Source organism: Rummeliibacillus sp. TYF-LIM-RU47, assembly GCF_008638315.1.
Classification (GTDB): domain Bacteria; phylum Bacillota; class Bacilli; order Bacillales_A; family Planococcaceae; genus Rummeliibacillus; species Rummeliibacillus stabekisii.
The window spans coordinates 684,422-707,770 of record NZ_VVIR01000001.1; the positions used below are offsets into that span (position 1 = coordinate 684,422).

Here is a 23,349-nt window from a genome sequence, read left to right on the forward strand (position 1 = left end):
ATGATTTGGCGCATATTACACGGGTGCGAGATAGTCCCGAGCGGAAATATAACTGCCTCCAAAACCTTAAAACAACATGCAGGATTGAACTAACGATCCTTATGAGGTCTTACTTTTTCTATTATAATACCAATCAATTATATCTGTATATACAGAAGAATATACTTTCTAATTATCTCTTTTAACCCAAATAAGCATGCTATAAACCTCTTAACAAAAAACAGAGAGAAAATATTAAATTAAGGAAGTGGAACGGGACTAAACACTCAGTAGGGATTATTAATTATTTTTTGAATGCGACTTTTTGTGGAAAATAGGTAAAAAGGGTTCATTAAATTCAAAAAATTTTTGTTTTTAATCTATATAATTCTTTTGAAATCTATTATGATAGTCTAAAGTACACCTTTTTGTGGAGGCGCTAAATGAAAAAAACAACTTTAGACCAAAAGTCTTTGCAATATATAGTAAATCAATATAGCAGTATAGAACAGAGTGGTCTTTCTGTCCTTATTCGTAAATCTAACGAACAGTACTCTATAATGTATGCTAATGACATGGCACAAAATGAATTTGGAGTGCTCCACTTTCCAAAAACAGAGTTGGCTCACCGTTATTTGCCAAGCGTAATTTGGCAACATTTGAAAACAATGATTCTAACAGTGTGCGCTAATGAAACGGCAGCTTTTGAGAATCTAGAACACCTATTAACTGTTACGGAAGAGACTGTTTTCGAAGATCAATTCTATTACTGTACAATACATAAGCATCCACAAGATCCAGCGTTTCTTGAATTACTTGAACAAAATTTCGACCCTATTTTAGTAGTGGATAAAGAAGGCAATATTCTTCACAGCAATGCTGCGGCAAATGGCAAATTTGGATTTGTTGGGGCAAACCTGCAAATAGACAAATATGTGAGTCTATTTGCAAGGGAAGAGATACAAAAGCTTATAGATGAAACAATCTCCTCTCAAAAAAGTATTGAGTTAGCGGATATAGGCCTTAAAACAATAGAAGGAAAATCTGTTATTGTATTTATAAAAAGTATTCCAATGCTAACAGAGCAAAAAGTCTCTAAAATCCTTCTAATATTGCGTGATATAACGCCTTCTCCTGAATGTGAGAGCGACACGAGTTATTTTACCTATCATGACCAACTGACAGGTTCATGGAATCGTAAGGCGCTAAGCGTACATTTTAAGGAAATTATAAAAGACTCGATGAGAACGAATCAAAAATCAGCCATATTATCCATTGATCTCGACCGCTTTAAAAGGGTCAATAAAACGTATGGGACTGCTGCAGGCGATATGATAATCAACGCAGCTATCGAACGTGTTTCTCAAATAACCAAGAGTATAGGATCAATCTATCGGTTGAATGGCGATAATTTTGTTGCTGTCCTGCAAAATGTGCAAAAAGAGCAAGTACAGCAAGTGGCTGCGGATATCATCTACAGTATGAAAAAACCGTTTCTAATCGAGGATTCTGAATTAGCTACAACAGCTTCTATTGGTATAACCTATTTTCCTGATGATGGTGCTTCTATTGACGAGCTCTTGCAAAAAGCAAATCAAGCGTTATTATATGCTAAAGAAAAAGGACGATCTTCATATCGTTTTTACCAAAGCAAAATGAAAAATCAACTCGAAAACACAGCTCTCATGGAAGCTCATCTACGCAGAGCCATTGAAAAAAATGAATTAATGGTGTATTACCAACCGCAAATAGATTTAGAAACAGAGACTATTACAAGCTTCGAGGCATTGTTGCGCTGGCAAAATCCGAAATTTGGTTTTGTTTCACCTGGTGTTTTTATCCCACTTGCAGAAGAGTCAGAGCTTATCATAGATATAGGTAATTGGGTACTGGAGGAAGCATGTAAGCAATTATATGAATGGAAAGTACAAGGTATCTCTAATATCCGAATTGCCGTCAACATTTCGCCAAAACAATTTCGCGAAGATCAGTTAGCATCCAAGATTCTTTATTTTTTGGAAAAGTATGAAATTGAACCATCTCTGTTAGAACTCGAAATCACTGAAAGTTCTATGACGGATGCAGAAGATACGATGAAGATTCTAAAACAACTAAAGAGTATGGGGCTGATTATTTCAGTTGACGATTTTGGAACGGGCTATTCCTCATTAAGCTATATTAAAAGGTACCCAATCGATATTATAAAAATTGATCAATCTTTTATCCGTGATATGGACACAGATGAAAAAGACAAGGCTATTGCTCAAACCATTATCCATCTCGCTCATAATCTGGGCTTAGATGTCATAGCAGAAGGTGTAGAAAAAGAAGAACACGTTGGTTTCTTAAAAAAGCAGCAATGTAAAAAGGCTCAAGGATTTCTCTTCAGCAAACCGTTGCCGATTTATGAGCTAATGAAGGAAATTCCTTTAAAAAAGTGATACGAAATTTTTAAGTCATATTCCATGCATTAATTAATCGGAGATGTTTCATACTACATGAAAAAGAAAGAAGGTTTTTTCTTGAATTTCACGGGTGAATTGACATGGCCATTAATTATTGTTTGCGTTCTTATTGCTGGTATAGCATTATTTTGGACTATGGGCATTGCAAAAAAACAAGCAGCTCAATCAACTGTAGAGGATCAAAATTATTCTGAGACGGTGGAAAATCATCCAACAATGTTGAATCCAATTATTTGGTGCTATTTGATAGCGGGGATATTTATTACCTTTGTTGTCTTTTATAATATCTTGGCATATCGTTAAATTAGGGGCAGGGTAACTTTTGAAAAATGTATGCGCTTTTTCGGTCATTAATGGAAATCTTTGAATAATATATGGTAAGATGAAATTGTAGTTTTAATTGTTCACTTTATGAACAAGTAAGGAGTAGAATACTATGATTTCGACAAGTAGCAGAGAATTCCTTGAAGCGCCGATTGCAGATTTAATTATACCTTCTGATAAAGTTGCCCATGTCCAATTAGGCAATAGCGCAGAGCATGCTTTACTCGTGTTGACAAAGACAGGATATTCTTCTATCCCAGTACTGGATATGGATTATCGTTTACAGGGGTTGCTTAGTATGCGCATGATTACTGAATCTATTTTAGGTCTCGATCACATTGAATTTGAAAAATTAGATACAATAAAAGTAAATGACATCATGGATGCTGATGTTGCCATGTTAAATATTAATGATAAATTTCAAAAAGCATTAGATTTAGTCATTAACCATGCTTTTTTATGTGTTGTAGATGATGACTCAACATTTGTTGGTATTATGACAAGACGTGTTATTTTAAAACAATTAAAAAAACATATCTATCAACCGAATAGCTAGAGTAATAGAAAGGCTCATTTCATGGGCCTTTTTTTTATCCACAACTATTAAGACGAATTTTAAAAGGAGTAGTGGTATTTATGACTATGACCAATGATGCCCAAATTATTAAGGTATTAGCAGAGGAGCGCAACATGCGCAAAGCCGCAGAGCGATTATTCTTATCACAGCCAGCCCTTTCACAACGGCTGCAATCGATTGAGAAAGATTGGGGTACCCAGCTTTTTATTCGGTCACAAAAAGGACTGACAGCCACTGCATCAGGCGAGCTAGTTATTCAATATGCGGAAGAGATGATTACAAAGAGAGAAGAAATTTTTGAATCTATTCAAGCCTTAAATTCTAAAGTCCATGGCACATTAAAAATTGCTTGTGCCTCCATCGTTGGGCATACCTGGCTCCCAAAAGTATTAAAGGATTTTGTGACAGAATATCCTGACGCCAAGATTTCCTTAATGACTGGCTGGAGCTCGGAGATTGTTAAAGCACTGTATGATGGAGAGGCACATGTCGGCATTGTCAGAGGCCAAACAGACTGGAAAGGAGAGAAGCAGCATCTATTTCGAGACACTCTTTATTTAGTCGATACAGAAATCAAAACGCTTGATGATGTATTTAAGACCACTCGGCCATTCATACAATTTAAAAGTGATTCGAATTATTATCAAGAAATACAGCAATGGTGGCAGCGGCATTTTTCATCTAATCCAAAGCATGAGATTATTGTCGACCAAATCGAAACATGCAAGCAAATGGCATTAAACGGTATCGGATATGCCATACTTCCATCCATTACACTCACGGGACAAGAGGATGTTAACAGGATTCCTCTCACAAATCAGGAAGAAGCATTCAATATTACAAGAGATACTTGGCTGATCGGATATGATTCTGCTTTCGAATTGCGCCAAGTTGCCGCTTTTGTGGAGGTAGCGAAGAAACAAGCGGAATGTTTGTATGATTATTCAAAAAATAAATGAAATTATCCTATTTATCATGTACAATAGTAGAAATTGATAGGGGGGTTTCTAATGGAAAAGTTGAATGCAGAACAAATTATCTCTTATTTAGCCAATGCCAAAAAAGCTACACCTGTAAAAGTATATGTGAAGGGTAAAGATATCTCTTCCATTCCTTTCGGAGAAAACAGCAAAGTCTTTGGTGAAAAAGATGCTGCGGTTGTTTTCGGTGAATGGCAAGATATCAAAAAAGCCTTAGAAGAGAATAAAGAGATGATTGAAGATTATGTGGTAGAGCATGACAGAAGAAATTCAGCTGTACCAACACTAGAGTTGTTAGATATCCATGCACGAATCGAACCAGGAGCAATCATCAGAGATCAAGTGACAATTGGCCAAAATGTCGTTATTATGATGGGCAGTGTCATTAATATTGGTGCTGAAATCGGCGACCGTACGATGATTGATATGAATGCCGTATTAGGTGGTCGTGCGACTGTTGGAAAGGACTGCCACATAGGAGCTGGAGCGGTGCTTGCAGGGGTTATTGAACCGCCTAGCGCAGATCCGGTAGTTGTCGAAGACAATGTATTAATAGGTGCGAACGCTGTTGTTTTAGAGGGATGCCGAATCGGCGAAGGCGCTGTAGTAGCAGCAGGTGCTATCGTGACAAAAGACGTGCCGCCGTATACAGTAGTGGTTGGTGCACCGGCTCGCGTCATCAAAGAAATCGATGAAAAAACGAAATCAAAATCTGAAATCATGCAGGATCTTCGACAAATATAAGAGGTGCCATTTCGATGAAGTCTTTAGTGGAGATAAGAAGGGATTTACATAGAATTCCTGAAATTGGATTTCAAGAAGACAAAACGCAAAAATACTTATTAGCTATTATAGAAGACTTAAAAAAGAGTTATTTTCAAGTAGACCTATGGAAGACTGGTATTATTCTCACAATCCAGGGTTCAAAGCCTTCGTTCAAAATAGGTTGGCGAGCAGATATAGATGGTTTACCAATCGAAGAGAATACAGGCTTGCCATATGAATCAACACACCATGGTTATATGCATGCATGCGGTCATGATTTTCATATGGCCATTGCTATAGGGCTTGTAAAAGCTTTTTCAGAGCAACAGCCTATAAATACGACCATTATCTATTTCCAGCCTGCAGAGGAAGGACCGGGTGGCGCTAAACCGATGCTTGAATGGATGCAAAGGGAGCGTAAGGATTTATTACCTGACTATCTATTTGCGCTTCATATCGCACCTGAATATCCTGTAGGGACAATTGCGACAAGATCAGGCTTGTTATTTGCTAATACATCGGAACTGTTTATTGATTTGCATGGTGTAGGAGGGCATGCAGCTTTTCCACAGCATACAAAGGATATGACTGTTGCAGCAGCTAATTTAATCATGCAGCTGCAAACAATCGTAAGCCGAAATTTAAATCCATTAGATAGCGGTGTTATTACGATCGGTAAAATGGTTTCAGGATATGTCCAAAATAGTATCGCAGAAGATGCTCGATTAGAGGGAACAATTCGTACCATGTCTGCCGAATCGATGCTTTTGATGAAAGAGCGTATTGAAGCACTCTGCAAATCAATTGAAATAGCGTATGGTTGCGAAGTAAGCATAGATTATGGGTCGTCATACTATCAAGTATACAATGAGGATTATTGTGCAAAGATGTTGCTAGAGACAGCAGAAAAAGTTGCAGGCACCGCACCGTATGAATGTCCGCCTGCCATGACTGGAGAGGATTTCGGCTTCTTTTTAAAGGAGATTCCTGGAGCCATGTTTTGGACTGGCGCAAATTCACCATATGGTCTGCACCATGCCTCATTGCAGCCGGATGAAACGTTATTAGACATCAATGTACGTTTTGTAGAACAATTTTTAAGAGATTTTAAAAAGAGATAGATATTTTATAGGATGTAAACGAAATGCATGGAATAGATTCACAGCCTTTAAATTAGAAAACGGCACGTAGTGAGTGAACTGCGTGCCGTTTTTTACATCATAGTGGAGAACTTTTTACGATTCCATGTGAAGGTAATGATATAACAAATACTTAGAATAATTGCGCCTAAAATAAATGGCGTATTCAAATGGATGTCCAATAAAGTACCAGCGAGGGCTGGACCAATCATGTTTCCAAGACTCATATACGCATTGTTCATGCCTGCCGCATAGCCTTGTTCATTACCCGCTACCTTCGAAATCATTGTATTAACAGAAGGTCTGATTAAGGTTGTTGCGGTTTGGAAAAGTGTCGCTACGAGCAAGATAGAGAAATAGAAACTCACAAAGACCATTCCGAGCATAGCAAGAGCAGCTACAATTAAGCTCACTAATATGATCTTCATTTCGCCGAAGCGTTTAAATAGTTTGTTAATCAGAACGCCTTGAACAATTACTCCTACAAAACCACCGACAGTCATAATGATGGCGATATCATTAGGAGTGAAAGAAAATTTATATGTCAAAAACATCGATAATGTAGCTTGGAAATTAGCAATACCAAATGAGAAGACAAATACAACAAGCAATAATATGAAGTATGGCTTTTTAAAGGAATTTGCCATCTCTTTTAAAATATTATTTCCGCTTCGTTGTGTCTCAACAGCAGGTGTCGTTTTAGGTAATAAAATGATAGAAAGTATTCCTGCGATAAGAGCTGCGATACCAGCTATAAAGAATGGGAAGTGTAAGCTTACATTTGAAAGAGCGCCGCCAATCCCTGGTCCGACCATAAAGCCGAAAGATATAGCAGCTCCGATAAGACCCATTGCCTTTCCGCGTTCTTCCAGTGTAGTAATATCCGCAGCATAAGCCATGATAGGCGGTGTGATAAAGGCGGATCCAACACCGATTAGAAAACGCAAAACAAATAGTTCCCATAAGTGATTAGAAAGGCCAAATAAGATCTGGCATGTCCCATTTAATAATAGGCCGAAGATGATTAGCTTCTTCCTGCCAAGCCTGTCTGATAAACTGCCGGCAATAGGAGAGAAGATAAATTGTGCAAAAGCTATAGTAGAAATCAAAAAGCCGAGTACTGCTCCCTTTGCGCCGAACTCCTTCAAGTAGTTGGGCATTATAGGTATAATTAAACCAATTGCACTCATAGTGACAAACATATTAACCATTAAAAGAATTAAAGCTATTCTATTTTTTTTATTCATCTAGTTTCTCCTTAATTATTTCGTGATGCTAAATATAAAACAATACTAATCAAAATTATACCTTTTGTCTATAGGGTGTTCAAGAAAGCTGTTTTATAACAGAGTAATCTATAGAAAAAGTAGAGGGATGGAAAATTTTAGGAAGACTACTTTTTATCTGACTTAACCAATGCCATCTAAGAAACAATAAGAGGGAAAATTAATAACTCCTTATAAAGCCAATCTATTTCAGGGACATAAATTTAGAGCAGTAGTGAGTTGGATGGCGACTCCTGTGAATCTTAGTTGAACGTAGTGATGAGGAGATTAAAGGTAAGTCTGCAGCAAGGAACACATTACGAAATTTCACAAAAGAAGAACCGAACACACGTGAAATTAAATTTCACAGGTGTTCGGTCTTTTCATTAGCTAAAACTTTTTTGATTCAGCTTCTTTCTTCAATACATTAACGTATAGACATTTTGAAGCGTAGGAAAAGTTCATTATATTCGCCGATCTTTTCTTTTCCTAGGTTTTTATAAACTTCTAATTTTTCACGAACGTCTTTTGACACGTAATAGCGTGTATCATTGACGATTTCAGGATCCATCAATTTTAATGCGGCTTTATTAGGAGTTGTATAGCCTACATACTCAGAGTTTTGAGCAGCTACTTTTGGATCTAGCATAAAGTTGATGAATTTATGGGCACCCTCTATATTTTTCGATGTTTTAGGAATGACCATATTATCAAACCATAGATTGGAGCCTTCTTTTGGCACGCTGTATGTCAAATCATCATTTTCAGACATCATATCAGCCGCTTGACCAGACCATGTGAGGGCTACTTCCGCGTCCCCATTGATCATTAATTGAGTTACTTCATCACCGATGACCGCTTTCACGTTTGGCGCCATGCGAATAAGTTTATTTGTGGCTTTCTGCAAAACAGTAGAGTCTGTTGTATTCAGTGATTGACCGATACTATTTAGACCAACACCAATTACTTCTCTGGCGCTATCTACTAAAATAACCTTGCCTTTTAGTGATGGATCCCAAAGGTCATCCCAGCTATCAAATTTCTTGTCTTTTAAAAGTTTCTTATTATAAACAACCCCTACAGTACCCCAAAAATAGGGAATCGAATATTGATTCTTTTTATCAAAAGCCAGATGTAGAAAATCTGGTTCAATATATTTTAAATTAGGGATTTGCTTGTGATCAATTTTTTTAAGCAAGTGGCGTTCTCTCATTTGTTCAACCGTATATTCAGAAGGAACGGCTATATCATAATTAGTTCCGCCTTGTTCAATTTTCGTCATCATGGCTTCATTTGAATCAAACGTTTCATAAATGACATTGATGCCTGTTTGCTTTTCAAATTTTTTAATTAAAGCAGGGTCAATATATTCTCCCCAGTTGTAGATAGTTAAAATATCTTTCCCGGATTTTCCGGAAGTAGCATCCATTGCATGTGAAGTATACATTAATATTCCGCATACAAGTAAAATGCCAATCGATGCTCGTATCAAAGATTTCATTTATGAGCCCCCGATCTTGTTTGGCGTTTTGTAATAAAGTAATAACCTAATACAAGGAGCAATGTGACAAAGAATACTAAACCTGAGAGTGCGTTGACAGTTAACGAGACGCCTGCACGAGCCATTGAATAAATCTCAACAGAGAGTGTGCTGAAGCCATTTCCTGTAACAAAGAATGTGACAGCAAAATCATCTAAGGAATAGGTTAAAGCCATAAAGAATCCAGCAAAGATACCCGGCTTAACATAAGGCAATATAACACGGGTTAAAATATCACGACGGCTTGCACCTAAATCAAGCGCTGCATCAATTAAAGATGAACTCATTTCATGCAATTTTGGTAATACCATTAGCACAACAATCGGGATACTAAATGCTGCATGAGATAATAAAACGGACATAAAGCCAAGTTTAATCCCAGCCATTGTAAAGAGGATCAAGAATGAAGCACCAATAATAACATCAGGGCTCACGATCAGGATATTATTCAATGAAAGAACAGTATTGCGCATTTTTCTATTTTTAATAGAAACAATGCCAATAGAGCCGAGCGTTCCAATGATCGTAGCAATTAATGCAGATAACAAAGCAATAACTACTGTATTGATTAAAATAACGATTAACCTAGAATCTTGGAAAACTTCTTTGTAATGGGCAAAGGTGAATGATTTAAAGTTGGTCATTGAATCGCCGCTATTGAACGAATAGAAGACAAGAAAAAGGATAGGCGCATATAGAATGACAAAGACAAGCGCCAAATACAATTTTGATCGTTTATTTAGCTTTTCCATTGCGCGCCACTCCTTTCTTCCTTTCGCCTGTCAGCAACATAATAATAAACATAAAGAGTATCAAGAATACAGAGATGGTTGAACCCATACCCCAGTTTTGTGTTGTTAAGAATTGCTCTTCGATTGCTGTACCAAGCGTAATCACACGGTTACCAGCAATCAGTCTTGTAATCATGAACAATGAAAGTGCCGGTATAAAGACAGCCTGTACACCTGCTTTAACGCCGTTCATGGTCAACGGAATGATGACTCTTCTGAAAGTAGTGATTTTCGAAGCGCCTAAATCTCGTGATGCGTCAATTAATGCAGGATTTAACTTATCTAATGCATTAAAGATTGGCAGAATCATAAACGGTATAAAAATATACACAGATACAAAAACAAAGGCAAAATCAGTAAAAAGAATTTGCTGATTTGGAAGTCCGATTGCTTTAGCAAAAGCATTGATTGGACCTTTGTTGCCAAAGATGCCAATAAAGGCATAGGTTTTTAAAAGAAGATTAATCCAAGAAGGAATAATAATCAGGATAAGCCATAACTGCTTATATTTTAATTTTGTAATTAAATAAGCAGCTGGATAAGAAATAATTAAGGAGAAAAGCGTAATGAGAAACGCATACCAGAACGAACTCAAGGTCATTTTCAAATAAACGCTAGTTAAGAAATTTCGATAGTTATTAATGGTGAAATGTCCATGTAAATCAAGAAGCGAATAATAAACAATTAAAAGGATCGGTGCAATAACAAAAAATAGAATCCAAATATAGTAGGGGATTAGTGATAATAAATTCCCTTTTCTACGCATTATTTTCTTCTCCGTAAGATTCAAGTCTTTTATCGAAGTCTTCTTCTGATTCATTTAAACGCATAACGTGAATAGCTTCTGGGTCGAAATCTAAGCCGATTTTTGCACCAACATCAGCTTTTTTCAATGAATGTACAAGCCACTCATTCCCATCTTGGTCATAGGTAGAGAGCTCATAATGAACACCACGGAATAATTGGGTATCAACTGTTACAACAAGCTTTCCGCGCTCTACATCTGTGATCTCTAAATCTTCAGGACGAATGACAATATCTACATTTTCGTTGGCGTTCAAGCCTTGGTCTACACATTCAAAAGTCTTACCTGCAAACGTAACCTCAAAATCTCGAATCATAGTACCTGGCACAATGTTTGATTCGCCGACGAAATCAGCGACAAAACGATTGATTGGTTCATCGTAGATATCCACAGGTGATCCACTTTGCTCGATTTGGCCTTCATGTAAGACAAAGATTTCGTCTGACATGGCTAGTGCTTCTTCTTGGTCATGAGTGACAAATACAAAGGTCTTACCTAAACGCTGTTGTAATTCGCGCAACTCATATTGCATTTCTGTGCGTAGTTTTAAGTCTAGCGCAGATAAAGGCTCATCTAATAAAATGATTTCGGGATCATTGACAATGGCGCGTGCTATGGCAACACGTTGTCTTTGTCCGCCAGACATTTCGTAGATCTCACGCTGGCTATAGCCCGCTAAATTGACAAACCTTAGTGCTTCTTCTACTCTTCTAGTGATTTCTTCATTTTTTACTTTCTTAATACGCAAACCAAACGCCACATTTTCAAACACATTGAGGTGAGGGAATAGTGCGTAGTCTTGGAAAACGGTATTGACTTGGCGTTCATTGGCTGGCACATTATTAATCGTTTTGCCATTGAAATAGATTGAACCATTGGTAGGTTCCATAAAACCTGCGATGAGACGGAGAATTGTTGTTTTCCCACAGCCAGACGGCCCTAAGAGTGTATAGAACTTGCCTCGTTCCATTTCAAAGCTTATATCTTTTAGCACTACAGTGCCATCACTGAATGATTTTGAAACATTTTCAAAGCGGATAATTGCATTTTCCGACATCTGGGGTCCCCCTAAGCTATAAATAAGATTCTGTTGCAACGAGTAAAATTTCCGTTTTACCTGCAAAGTCGTTGAACAACTGATGATGGTTAGAAGCATCAAAGTAAATAGAGCTGCCTTGTGAAGCAACGAATTCTTGTTTGCCTAAAACCAGTTTTACCCGACCAGATAGTACATAGATAAATGTTTCAGACAAGGAGGGCTCAAACTTTTTGAATTCGCCATTCTCTTCAAAAACAATCATCACTGGCTCAATTTCTTTTTCATTTGAAGTGGGGATTAACCATTTTAAATAATACCCCTTCTTGTCATCTGTAAAAGTCGTATGCTCTTCGTCTGTATAGACAACATTTTGGTCTTCAATTTCATCATCAAAAAATTCTTTTGGGGTAGAACCCAATACTTCTAGTAAGTCAAATAGTGTTTCAATAGAGGGGGAGTTTAAATCCCTTTCTACCTGGGATATATAGCCCTTGCTCAAATCGGTTCTTTCGCCTAGTTCTTCTTGCGTCAAACCTTTTTTCAATCGCAGGCGTTTGATTTTTTTACCTATCTGCATCAAATGCATTCCTCCTCTATTTTTAGTGTTTTCTTTAGTAAGAGTTATATTTTCATTTATTGGAAGTTTACTTATGGTGAACTTTAAGTAACACAAGTTTACTAAGACAAAACTTTTAGTTTAGTGAAACGTATTCTATTATACAAAATAGGACATATTTTTCAACCTTTTTTTCTAAAATAATATTCTTTATCAATTTATTTAATTCAATGACACTATTCCTTTACCCTCAAGCATTTAACACTAACATTTTTTTACTGTATCAAATTTTGCATTTACATAAGAAATAAAAGGAAAGAATAAAAGTTTTTGATAAAAAAAGTAATTGCTATTTGTTGAAAGTTATCATTTAATAATTTTTGTGAAAAAAATTGATTTCGCTAGAATAGCAAAAGTATGATTGAATTTTCTCGCAATTAGGGAATAAAGATTCCTAGTAACAAAGTAATTTTAGTGGAAAGGAATGTGGTTGATGAAAAGATTTTTAGGTGGTGCATTGGCGATTTCGCTGATCGCAACTACATTGGTGGCATGTACGCCGGAGAAAAATAGTACAGAGGAAAAACAAAAGAAAGCAGTGGAAACAACAGATTCGAAGAGCTATCTAAAGCTAGCAGATGCAAATTATTCTTATGAGTTTGCGAAAAGTTTAGAGCAATTTAAAACAAATGAGAAGCTAGGCTATCGAACAGCTGGATCAACTGCTGAATTGCAAACAGGTAAGAAAATAGCAAATGAAATGAAAAAAATCGGGCTTACGGATGTTTCGAAAGATGAGATTACAGTCGATAGCTGGACCTTTAAAAAAGCAGATCTGAAGTTTACAGATGCCAAAGGAAAAACACATTTGGCTGTTCTTGGCGGATATCAAACGAACTTTGATACGAAAGGACCTAAAACTTTTGATGTTGTATATGCCAACAGAGGGACAGCGGCTGATTTAGAGAATCTTGATGTTAAAGGTAAGCTAGTTCTTATAGATATTAATCAGCGTGAGGATTGGTGGATTAATTATCCAACATATCAAGCACACTTAAAAGGAGCTGCTGCTGTCATTGCAGTACAGAGCAAGGGATATGCAGAAGTAGATGGAAATGCCTTAAATGCACAGGATATTTGTGGGCCTGATGATGCTCCTGCATTTTCTATGTCGCAAAATGACGCTGAATTATTAAAAGCAGCATTAAAAAAACAACATAATAAATTACAGGTTGATTTTGATGCCAAATCCACAGTGAAAAAAGATCAGAAAACATATAATTACTACGGGAAAATTGAAGGGAAAGACCCGGATTCATATGTAATTTTATCAGGACACTATGATTCCTATTTTGATGGATTCCAAGATGATAATGCGTCCATAGGATTATTGATGGGAATTGCAAAAGGATTAGTAGATAGTGGCTATAAACCCCAAAAAACTATCATTTTTAATGCATTAGCAGCGGAAGAATGGGGAGTAAGCAATACAAGATACGACTGGTCTACAGGTGCCTACAATCAAATCTTCCGTGTTCATCCTGAATGGGTAGGCAAGGCAATTGCCAATTTGAATTTTGAGTTACCTGCATATGAACATACGAAGACAAATGAAATCCGAGCAGTATATGAATACAAAGACTTCCTTACGAAATTTGCCAAAACTGTACCGACAGTCAAAGGTGTATATAAAAAAGGGATTTCTGTAGTAGCGCCACTCCGTACGTGGTCTGATGATTTTTCATTCTCGTTAGCTGGTGTTCCAGCATTGCGTAATGATTTTCAGGATAGTGAATTTATGCATACACATTACCACTCACAATTCGATAATGAAAAAACAAATAATATTAAAGCACTGCAATTTAATATGAATTTATATGGATTATTGGCTATGCAATATGATCAAACAGCAGTATCGCCGCTAAACTTCACAACACGTTTAGAAGAAATGAAGAAGACATTGAAGCAGGATGTATTAAAAGACTCGAATGTTTCAAGCGACACACTCATTAGTACGATTGATGAAGCTATTAGCACTGCAAAACAGGCAAATAAAAAGGTAAATGATATCAATAGTGCGTATGCAAAAGCACTACAAGCAGGCGAAGATAAAAAAGCTGCGAAATTATATAAAGAAAGCCGTGATGTAAACAGTAAGTTACTTCACACATTTAAATTGGCGCAAGATCAATTTGTTCGTCTAACATGGGAGGATGAACCTATTTTCCCTCACGAACATGCGCAAAATAATATTGAAAACTTATCCGCTGCTATTAAAGCACTAGAGAAGGGGAAAGCTCAAAAAGCCCTTGATGACTACTTGTTTGCCGTTGATAATAACTGGTATGCCTATGACTTTGATAAAGAAACATATCAGTACTTTACTGATTATGTAATGAACCAGCCTGCAGACCGTTTAATGTGGGGAGCAGGCAGAGTGATGGGTCATGAAGACTTATATGATGTCATTTCAGCACTTCAAGAAAAAAGCAAGAAGCCAAAAGCTAATTTAGATGCAGAAACAATAGAATTAGAAAAAGCATTAGAAAATGAAGTTTCATTGCTGAAAAAGACAGTAAAAGAAGAAAATAATGATGTACAGCAATTGAATGCTGAGTTGGAAAAAATCAAATAATGAACACAAGACCCCGCAAAAGCAGAAACTACTTTTGCGGGGTTTTTATGAGTTATATATCCAGTAAGCGTTTTACTTCATTTAAGTAGGTTTGGCTAACTGGAAGTCCAGTTCCATCTTCCATATGGATCATTAAATTGGAGGAAAAATCTCGGGTGATACGATCGATAGCGTGGATATTGATTATATAAGATCTGTGGATTCTAAGAAAATCTTTCGGCAGCTTTTTCTGAAGGTTCTTCAATGTTGTGTTTACTGTATACTGCTTATCATCTGTGTAACACCAATTCTTTTTATTTAAGCTTTCAAAATACGTAATTTTTTCAAGTGGAACTAATACCCATTCATCTTGTTGTTTGCCTGTTACAAAACGGATTGGATCATTTTTTATTTCTTGATAAAGGGGAGATAAAATTACCAATAACACAGCAGCTTCACCCATCAAAGTAATTGGGTAACCAATCCCATAAAAAGGTTTTTCTAAAAAAGCTTCGTTCATTAACTCCTCGATTTTTCTTCCTTCTTTAATGACGCGTTCTACTATACTTCCAGCCTCTACTTTTTTGCCATTAAATAATTGAAGTTTTTGGCAGCCATTAAAATAAACGTACGTATCGCCTACTGCTATTGCTACTGAAGATTCCTCAGGCAACCAATCACTCATCAGATTATAATACTGTTCCGCTAAATTCTTTGTCAAAAACATGATGTCATTATCTCTCACATTCAAAGCCCCCTTGTTTGTCATGCAAAAACAATGTTTCATCGATAAATAGTTGTATTTTATCCAAAAAATAATACAAAAAAGCATTACTGTTATATATTACATTATAACAACTTAATCTGTTGTGCAACAGTAGAATAATAAAAAGTCGGAAGGTGTGATTCAAATGACGACAAGGCTAAAACAAATTGAGGAACTTGAAAAGAGCTGGGCAAACGATGAAAGATGGGAAGGCATTAAACGTCCGTATAGTGCGGAAGAGGTAATTAAGCTTCGGGGTTCAGTAGACATTCAGCATACGTTAGCTGAAAAAGGCGCAAAACGTTTATGGGACACACTGCAGCATGAAGACTATATTAATGCGCTAGGAGCTCTGACCGGCAATCAAGCAGTACAACAAGTAAAAGCTGGTTTACAAGCTATCTATCTTAGTGGATGGCAAGTAGCAGCAGATGCCAATTTATCTGGGCAAATGTATCCTGATCAATCCTTGTATCCCGCCAATTCAGTGCCACAAGTGGTCAAACGTATCAATCAAGCATTGCAAAGAGCGGACCAAATTGATGTTGTTGAAGGACGAGAAGACAGCTTTGATTGGTTTGCTCCGATTATTGCCGACGCAGAAGCAGGATTTGGAGGGCCACTAAATGTTTTTGAGTTAATAAAAGGGATGATTGAAGCAGGGGCAGCAGGTGTGCATTTGGAGGACCAATTAGCATCAGAAAAGAAATGTGGCCATTTAGGCGGTAAAGTGTTGCTTCCAACACAAAATGCTATTCGTAATTTAGTCGCTGCACGATTAGCTGCGGATGTATGCGGAGTACCAACTATCCTGATTGCCCGGACAGATGCAGATGCTGCGGATATGGTCACGAGTGATATTGATCCGCGCGATGCGAAATTTTTAACAGGCGAGCGAACACCAGAGGGATTTTTCCGCACATACGCTGGACTCGATCAGGCGATTGAGCGAGGCCTAGCTTATGCTCCTTATGCCGATTTAATATGGTGTGAAACATCTAAGCCGGATTTAGAAGAAGCAAGACAATTTGCAGAGGCCGTCCATGCACAATATCCAGGCAAAATGCTTGCATACAATTGTTCACCTTCCTTTAATTGGAGAGCAAATTTAGATGAGGAGACGATTGCGAAGTATCAAAAAGAGTTGGCGAAAATGGGATATAAATTCCAATTTGTTACATTAGCAGGGTTCCATTCGTTGAATCACAGCATGTTTAAACTAGCGGTTGATTATAAAAACAACGGAATGGCTGCCTATTCAAAACTTCAACAAGAAGAATTTTCAAGCGAACGTGATGGATATACAGCAACTAAACATCAACGTGAAGTGGGTACGGGCTACTTTGATGAAGTATCTCAGGTCATTTCTGGAGGGACATCATCTACAACAGCAATGGAGGGTTCTACTGAAACAGCTCAATTTATCCCGCATTAACGGGCAGTAAGACCCCCACTTCAAAACGTAAGTATGTAACGGAGAAGTTTAAGTGGGGGTTAACTGCCCGTAAAAGCCCGATTGGTTCAACTAACACTCAGTAGGGGATAAAAACCCCCCACTGAATGAAGTTTCAATTTATCGCGCATTGATGGCAAGCATTTAAATGAAAATAAGAAGGGATTGTTGCCAATGAGTACCCCACAAACAGTCACGGGATCCATCAAGATTAAAGGAATAGAAAACGAATCAACAAAACAAATTCTGTCAGCAGAAGCACTTCGGTTTGTTTCGTCTTTGCATCGTCAGTTCAATCAACGCCGCTTAGAATTATTGCATTTTCGGCAAGAGCGGCAATGTCAATTAGATGCTGGAGGCACACTAGATTTTTTAGAGGAAACAAAATCAATTCGTGAAAGCACATGGGAAATCGCACCATTACCTGAGGATTTACAGGATCGCCGTGTGGAAATTACAGGCCCAGTATCACGGAAAATGGTCATTAATGCGCTAAATTCAGGAGCCAAATTATTTATGGCATGCTTTGAAGATGCTACTTCACCCACATGGGAAAATATGATTGACGGCCAAGTGAATCTGTTTGATGCCATACGAAAAACTATTTCTTATTCACAACCTTCAAACGGGAAAGTCTATCGATTAAATGACAAGGTGGCTACATTAATCGTAAGACCAAGAGGATTGCATATGGAAGAAAGGCATATAGAGATCGATGGTGAGCCTGTAGCAGGGAGCTTCTTTGATTTCGGATTATACTTCTTCCATAATGCAAAAGAGTTAATTGCTCAAGGCACAGGTCCATATTTCTATCTGCCGAAACTTGAAAGCCATTTGGAAGCAAGGTTATGGAATGATATCTTTACTTACTCAGAGGAGTACATGGAGCTAGCAAAAGGAACAATAAAAGCAACAGTCCTGATTGAAACCATTACAGCAGCTTTTGAAATGGATGAGATATTATATGAATTAAAAGAGCATTCTGCCGGCTTAAATTGCGGCAGATGGGATTATATTTTTAGTTATATTAAGCGATTACGTAACCATCATGAAGTCATTTTGCCAGATAGAAGCCAAGTAACCATGAATTCGCCATTTATGAGAGCTTATACGCAATTATGTATCCAGACATGTCATAAGCGCAATGCGCCAGCCATGGGCGGCATGGCTGCCCAAATCCCTATTAAAGACAATCCACAAGCGAATGAATTAGCGTTCGAAAAAGTACGAGAGGATAAGATGAGGGAAGCAAAGGATGGTCATGATGGAACATGGGTGGCGCATCCAGGCTTAGTGCAAGTTGCAATGGAGCAATTTGATTACTATATGAAGACACCTAATCAAATTCATCGTAAACGAAGAGATGTGCATGTAACAGCAACGGACTTATTAGAAGTGCCAACTGGTTCCATTACAGAAGAAGGAGTACGGCTCAACTGTAGTGTTGGCGTTCAGTATATTGCATCTTGGCTGAGAGGGAATGGTGCTGTGCCGATTTATAATATGATGGAAGATGCGGCTACTGCGGAAATTTCACGTACACAAATTTGGCAATGGATACGGCATAAAAAAGGAAATACAATTGATGGACAAAAAATAGACGCACGTTATGTACAAAAAATTTTAGAAGAAGAAGTTTCGATTTTAAAAAAACAACTTGGTGAAGAGAATTATATGCAAAGCCGATTAGACAAGGCTACAGACATTTTCAAGAGTTTAATTCTCCAAGATACATTTGAAGAATTTCTAACCATTCCAAGCTATCAGTCTATTTGATAAAGGGAGAAAAACATTTTAAGGAGGAGATCTAATGAAAAACGAAAACACTCAAAAGTATCCGAAGCTTTGCTTAGAATGTGGTTGTGAAATAGTGGAACAAGTAGAATCCACATTATATGAGTGTGAACGGTGTTTAGGAGCGAAAGAGGAATAAAAATAGAGAAATGCTTGAGACAAAGGAAGGATTATAAATTTTGGCATTCAATCGAATAACAATATTTCCGTGTCCTCATATAATGATGGGGACATTTTTTATGTCTCGCATAGGAGTGGCAGAGAAGCACTACAACTTATAAGAAGGGAATAGAAAAGATTGGTATATCCAGATGACTTTATGAAAACTTGTTTCAACTCGTAATATTAGAAAAGGAATAATCAAATATTCAAAATATACCATGAAACCTTTGCGTTTAATAGTATTATTTGCTATTGTAGAATGTGGATCGTAGCAATAAGCTACTTACATTTATATTAACTTTTGGAGGGATTTATCATGGCAGAACGTATGGTAGCAAAACAAGCACCAGTATTCGAAATGCAAGCAGTAATGCCTAATAAAGAATTTGGCACAGTAAGCTTAGAAGAAAACATGAAAAATGACAAATGGACAGTTCTTTTCTTCTATCCAATGGACTTTACATTCGTATGTCCTACTGAAATCACTTCAATGTCAGACCGTTACGACGAATTTGAAGATTTAGATGCTGAAGTAATCGGCGTTTCAACTGATACAGTTCATACACACTTAGCATGGATCAACACTGACCGTAGCCAAAACGGTATTGGCGAGTTGAAATTCCCATTAGCTGCAGACCACAACCAACGTGTATCACGTGACTATGGCGTGCTTATTGAAGATGAAGGCGTTGCATTGCGTGGCTTATACATTATTAACCCAGAAGGCGAACTACAATACCAAGTTGTAAACCACAACAACATTGGCCGTGATGTAGACGAAACATTGCGCGTGCTTCAAGCATTGCAAACTGGCGGTCTTTGCCCAGCAAACTGGCGTCCTGGCGATGCTACGTTGAAAGGCTAAGCATTGCAAAGCGAAGGGACTAACAACATGTTAGGTCCCTTTTTTAAACAGATGTTAACTAAATGAAGAGGTGAATAGCATGAAATTACGCGCAGATATGCCTGAATTACAAGGCGAAACAGCTTGGTTAAATGGCCAAGTGACAAAAAGTGAGCTAGTAGGCGATAAACCAACACTTATTCATTTCTGGTCTATTAGCTGCCATTTATGCAAGGAAGCTATGCCGGATGTAAACAACTTCCGTGATCAATATAAAGATGAGCTAAATGTTATTGCAGTTCATATGCCACGCTCTGAGAAAGACCTAGATTTAGGAGAAATCAAAGAGGTAGCTAACGAACATGGTATCACTCAACCTATTTTTGTAGACAGTGATATGAAATTAACAGATGCTTTTGAAAACCAATACGTTCCAGCTTACTATGTATTCGATAAAGACGGTAAGCTACGCCACTTCCAAGCTGGCGGTAGCGGCATGAAAATGCTTGAAAAACGTGTCAATCGTGTACTTGATGAAGTAAGAAATGCTGAATAAGCATTCGGAGGCAGTTGTTTGTACAGCTAATGTACAGACAGCTGTCTTTTTCTGTGAATGAGAACAAGGATTCAGCTCACAATGTAGAATAGATAGTATTCAAGATAATATAAATTTCCTGAGCATGTTTTTACGTTGTTTGTTAAAATGGATACAGAACCTTGTAGGAAGTGCTGGGAAATCGGAGGTATTTGGCATGAAGAAAGAATTTGTTGTGATTGGATTAGGCCGTTTTGGAGGCAGTATTGTTCAAGAACTTGTTCAACAAGATGCGGATGTAATGGCCATCGATAAGCAACAAGAGCGTGTGGATGAGTTTGCGTCAATTGCTACTCAAGCAGTTGTAGCAGATACAACAGACGAATCTGTACTTAAATCATTAGGTATACGTAATTTTGAACATGTTATTGTAGCCATTGGCGATGATATTCAATCGAGTATCCTAACGACATTAATTTTAAAAGAAATTGGTGTACAAAAAATTACAGTAAAAGCGCAGAATGACTACCATGAAAAAGTGCTACGGAAGATTGGTGCTGATCACGTGGTACACCCAGAACGTGATATGGGCATTCGGATTGCTAACAATATGATGTCTAATAATGTCTTGGATTACTTAGAGTTGTCAGATGAACACTCGATTATGGAGATAAAGGCAAATCATCTACTTGAAGGCCATACCATTATAGGATTAGATATTCGTGCACGGTACGGCATCAACATTGTGGCTATTAAAAGAGAAAAAGAAATTATTGTATCACCTCAAGCAGAGGATGTTATACATGAAGGTGATATATTAATTGTCATCGGAGAAGACGATGATATTAGCCGCTTTGAGAAGAAAATGCTGAATTAAGCGAAAACAAGGCCTCCAATTAATTATTGGAGGCCTTATTATAATCTATTATACTTCCATAATAATCGGCAAAATCATTGGGCGCCGTTTTGTTTTTTCAAATAGGTATGGCTCTAGAAGATCAGTAATTTCATTCTTTAATTCCGTCCATTGAGGGGTTTTTTCAATTAAGAGCTGTTGCAAGTGTTTGCTTAACATTTGCTGTGCTTCATTAATCATCGAACCAGACTCTCTCATATAAACGAAACCGCGTGAAATGATGTCAGGGCCTGCAACCATTTTTTGTAGCTGCATGTCTACGCTAACGACGACAATAACAAGACCTTCTTCTGATAAAATCCGTCTATCGCGCAAAACAATATTGCCGATATCTCCAATACCATTCCCATCAATATAAACAGCTCCTGATGGTATCCGGCCTGCAATATGAGCTTCATTAGCACTTAATGCCAATACCTCACCATTTTCCATGATAAAGATATTATCTGCTGGTACATCGCAGTCTTCTGCCAAGTCTCCATGCATACGCAACATGCGGTATTCACCGTGAATTGGCATAAAGAATTTTGGCTTAATTAAACGCAGCATTAACTTTTGTTCTTGCTGTGAGCCATGACCAGAAGTATGGATGTTATTCAATGATCCATGAATAACTTCAGCTCCAGCGCGGTACAATAAGTTGATAATCTTATTTACACTGGTTGTATTACCAGGAATCGGTGAAGAAGAGAACACAACAGTGTCTCCAGGCTGTATTTGAATTTGACGGTGTGTACCGTTAGCAATTCGTGATAATGCAGCCATTGGTTCACCTTGGCTTCCGGTACATAAAATCATCACTTCATTGGCAGGAAGGCGATTTAATGTTTGTGCATCTACAAAGGTTTCTTTAGGTGCAGTAATATAACCAAGCTCACGGCCAATGTTAATGGCATTGTCCATACTACGTCCAAATACAGCGACTTTGCGGCCATGTTTAGCAGCAGCATCTGTTACTTGCTTTAAACGGTGGATGTTAGAAGCAAATGTTGCGAAAATAATGCGAGATTCTACTTTGCGTAAAATTTCATCGATGCTTTCGCCAACTTTGCGTTCCGACATAGTAAATTCAGGACGTTCGGCATTAGTACTGTCGGACAGTAAACATAAAACGCCATCGCGCCCGATTTCAGCCATTTTTGTCAAGTTTGCTGGCTCGCCAACTGGTGTGAAATCGAATTTAAAGTCACCCGTATGCACGATATTGCCAGGTGGTGTCTTGACTACAATCCCGTATGCATCTGGGATACTATGTGTTGTTCTAAAGAAGCTTACTGAAGTTTTACGGAATTTGATGACATCATCTTCCTGGATTTCAATTAGCTTTGTTTGGCGAAGCAATCCATGCTCGTCCAACTTATTACGCAACAACCCAAGCGCCAATTTGCCTCCATATACAGGGACATTAATTTGGCGAAGTAAATATGGAACGCCGCCGATATGGTCTTCATGACCATGGGTAATAAATAAACCTTTAATTTTATCGACATTTCGAACAAGATAGGTATAATCGGGAATTACATAATCAATCCCTAGTAAATCGTCTTCTGGAAATTTAATGCCGGCATCAATCAAGATTATTTCGTCTTGAAATTGAACAGCATACGTATTTTTGCCGATTTCGCCCAGTCCGCCGAGTGCGAAAACTGCAGTTTGGTCATTTTTGACGAATTTCATTAATTAGATATTCTCCAATTTGAAATCTTCGCTTGCTTTTTCATATTCCAAGTAGTTTCCTTCAAGCGATTGGATGTACTCGATGTTATAACCGCGCCCTTGAAGCTTCTCGCGGACTTCGCGCACTTCATCAGCTTCAATATACAAGCTTTTAGTGTTTTCGCGAACAGGCACTTCAAGGATATTTTCTTGATAATATACTTTATAAATCATTGTTTGCTCTCCTTTAACACGTTCAAAATAAATTCATTTCCTTTATATTAGCACGTAGGTAAACTAAAATAAAGAAAAGCCCTTCAAAATATGAAGGGCAACATAACTTTAAGCGATCGTTTTTTTCTCGAGCAAGCCACGAAGCCTTTT

The 23,349-nt window shown here is 37.6% G+C and carries 22 protein-coding genes; 13 read left to right on the forward strand and 9 right to left on the reverse strand.

Annotated features, from left to right (window positions below):
* Positions 1-422: 422 nt before the first annotated feature.
* The 6 genes from F0527_RS03340 to F0527_RS03365 all read left to right on the forward strand — a co-directional run bounded on the left by F0527_RS03340 (position 423) and on the right by F0527_RS03365 (position 6,211).
* Positions 423-2,420: a sensor domain-containing protein gene (locus tag F0527_RS03340; protein ID WP_150283818.1), complete on the forward strand. Its 1,998-nt coding sequence runs from the start codon at positions 423-425 to the stop codon at positions 2,418-2,420.
* An 81-nt stretch (positions 2,421-2,501) separates the two neighbouring features.
* Complete coding sequence (locus F0527_RS03345) at positions 2,502-2,747, forward strand: hypothetical protein (RefSeq protein ID WP_147194412.1); 246 nt, start codon at positions 2,502-2,504, stop codon at positions 2,745-2,747.
* A gap of 133 nt (positions 2,748-2,880) precedes the next feature.
* On the forward strand, positions 2,881-3,324 hold the full coding sequence (gene cbpB, locus F0527_RS03350; RefSeq protein ID WP_147194410.1) for a cyclic-di-AMP-binding protein CbpB: 444 nt from the start codon (positions 2,881-2,883) through the stop codon (positions 3,322-3,324).
* An 86-nt stretch (positions 3,325-3,410) separates the two neighbouring features.
* Complete coding sequence (locus F0527_RS03355; RefSeq protein ID WP_066791831.1) at positions 3,411-4,304, forward strand: transcriptional regulator CcpC; 894 nt, start codon at positions 3,411-3,413, stop codon at positions 4,302-4,304.
* Positions 4,305-4,355: 51 nt separating this feature from the next.
* Positions 4,356-5,069, forward strand: a complete 714-nt coding sequence (gene dapD, locus F0527_RS03360) for a 2,3,4,5-tetrahydropyridine-2,6-dicarboxylate N-acetyltransferase (RefSeq protein ID WP_150283819.1) — start codon at positions 4,356-4,358, stop codon at positions 5,067-5,069.
* Positions 5,070-5,083: 14 nt separating this feature from the next.
* Positions 5,084-6,211: an N-acetyldiaminopimelate deacetylase gene (locus tag F0527_RS03365; RefSeq protein WP_150283820.1), complete on the forward strand. Its 1,128-nt coding sequence runs from the start codon at positions 5,084-5,086 to the stop codon at positions 6,209-6,211.
* Between the two features lie 92 nt (positions 6,212-6,303).
* Here the strand turns inward: F0527_RS03365 and F0527_RS03370 are convergent, their stop codons facing one another.
* From F0527_RS03370 to F0527_RS03395, 6 genes are all read right to left on the reverse strand, one after another.
* A complete protein-coding gene (locus F0527_RS03370; protein ID WP_066784979.1) occupies positions 6,304-7,476 on the reverse strand; it encodes an MFS transporter in 1,173 nt (390 codons plus the stop codon).
* Positions 7,477-7,921: 445 nt separating this feature from the next.
* A complete protein-coding gene (locus F0527_RS03375; protein ID WP_150283821.1) occupies positions 7,922-8,995 on the reverse strand; it encodes an ABC transporter substrate-binding protein in 1,074 nt (357 codons plus the stop codon).
* Positions 8,992-9,786 carry an ABC transporter permease gene (locus tag F0527_RS03380; protein ID WP_066784988.1) on the reverse strand — a complete coding sequence of 265 codons (795 nt, stop codon included), beginning with the start codon at positions 9,784-9,786 and terminating at the stop codon, positions 8,992-8,994. Before F0527_RS03380 ends, F0527_RS03375 begins: the two co-directional genes overlap by 4 nt.
* Positions 9,770-10,591, reverse strand: coding sequence for an ABC transporter permease (locus F0527_RS03385; RefSeq protein WP_066784991.1), 822 nt, complete (start codon positions 10,589-10,591; stop codon positions 9,770-9,772). Before F0527_RS03385 ends, F0527_RS03380 begins: the two co-directional genes overlap by 17 nt.
* A complete protein-coding gene (locus F0527_RS03390; protein ID WP_066784993.1) occupies positions 10,584-11,687 on the reverse strand; it encodes an ABC transporter ATP-binding protein in 1,104 nt (367 codons plus the stop codon). Before F0527_RS03390 ends, F0527_RS03385 begins: the two co-directional genes overlap by 8 nt.
* A 16-nt stretch (positions 11,688-11,703) precedes the next feature.
* Entirely contained in the window at positions 11,704-12,246 is a 543-nt protein-coding gene (locus F0527_RS03395; protein ID WP_066784997.1) for a helix-turn-helix domain-containing protein, read from the reverse strand.
* 472 nt (positions 12,247-12,718) lie between these two features.
* Between F0527_RS03395 and F0527_RS03400 the strand changes: the two genes are divergently transcribed.
* Positions 12,719-14,860, forward strand: coding sequence for a M28 family peptidase (locus tag F0527_RS03400; RefSeq protein ID WP_150283822.1), 2,142 nt, complete (start codon positions 12,719-12,721; stop codon positions 14,858-14,860).
* A 52-nt stretch (positions 14,861-14,912) separates the two neighbouring features.
* Here the strand turns inward: F0527_RS03400 and F0527_RS03405 are convergent, their stop codons facing one another.
* Positions 14,913-15,584: a LytTR family DNA-binding domain-containing protein gene (locus F0527_RS03405; protein WP_223823516.1), complete on the reverse strand. Its 672-nt coding sequence runs from the start codon at positions 15,582-15,584 to the stop codon at positions 14,913-14,915.
* 166 nt (positions 15,585-15,750) lie between these two features.
* Here F0527_RS03405 and aceA point away from each other — a divergent pair, with 166 nt between their 5' ends.
* From aceA to F0527_RS03430, 6 genes are all read left to right on the forward strand, one after another.
* The gene (gene aceA / locus F0527_RS03410; protein ID WP_150283823.1) at positions 15,751-17,040 is read left to right on the forward strand and encodes an isocitrate lyase; all 1,290 of its coding nucleotides are present in this window, start codon (positions 15,751-15,753) and stop codon (positions 17,038-17,040) included.
* Positions 17,041-17,232: 192 nt separating this feature from the next.
* Positions 17,233-18,834 (forward strand): malate synthase A, encoded by a 1,602-nt coding sequence (aceB, locus tag F0527_RS03415; protein ID WP_150283824.1) that lies wholly within the window; start codon positions 17,233-17,235, stop codon positions 18,832-18,834.
* A gap of 34 nt (positions 18,835-18,868) precedes the next feature.
* Positions 18,869-18,991, forward strand: a complete 123-nt coding sequence (locus F0527_RS16950) for a YhfH family protein (RefSeq protein ID WP_190323377.1) — start codon at positions 18,869-18,871, stop codon at positions 18,989-18,991.
* A 339-nt stretch (positions 18,992-19,330) separates the two neighbouring features.
* Positions 19,331-19,879 (forward strand): peroxiredoxin, encoded by a 549-nt coding sequence (locus F0527_RS03420; protein WP_066785011.1) that lies wholly within the window; start codon positions 19,331-19,333, stop codon positions 19,877-19,879.
* A 79-nt stretch (positions 19,880-19,958) separates the two neighbouring features.
* Entirely contained in the window at positions 19,959-20,414 is a 456-nt protein-coding gene (locus F0527_RS03425; protein ID WP_066785014.1) for a TlpA disulfide reductase family protein, read from the forward strand.
* A 196-nt stretch (positions 20,415-20,610) separates the two neighbouring features.
* Entirely contained in the window at positions 20,611-21,270 is a 660-nt protein-coding gene (locus F0527_RS03430; protein ID WP_066785017.1) for a potassium channel family protein, read from the forward strand.
* 48 nt (positions 21,271-21,318) lie between these two features.
* On the opposite strand, the gene rnjA is transcribed toward F0527_RS03430, so the two are convergent.
* Both rnjA and F0527_RS03440 read right to left on the reverse strand, forming a co-directional pair.
* Positions 21,319-22,986: a ribonuclease J1 gene (gene rnjA / locus F0527_RS03435; protein ID WP_066785020.1), complete on the reverse strand. Its 1,668-nt coding sequence runs from the start codon at positions 22,984-22,986 to the stop codon at positions 21,319-21,321.
* 3 nt (positions 22,987-22,989) lie between these two features.
* Positions 22,990-23,199, reverse strand: coding sequence for a DNA-dependent RNA polymerase subunit epsilon (locus tag F0527_RS03440; RefSeq protein WP_066785028.1), 210 nt, complete (start codon positions 23,197-23,199; stop codon positions 22,990-22,992).
* Positions 23,200-23,349 lie beyond the last annotated feature (150 nt).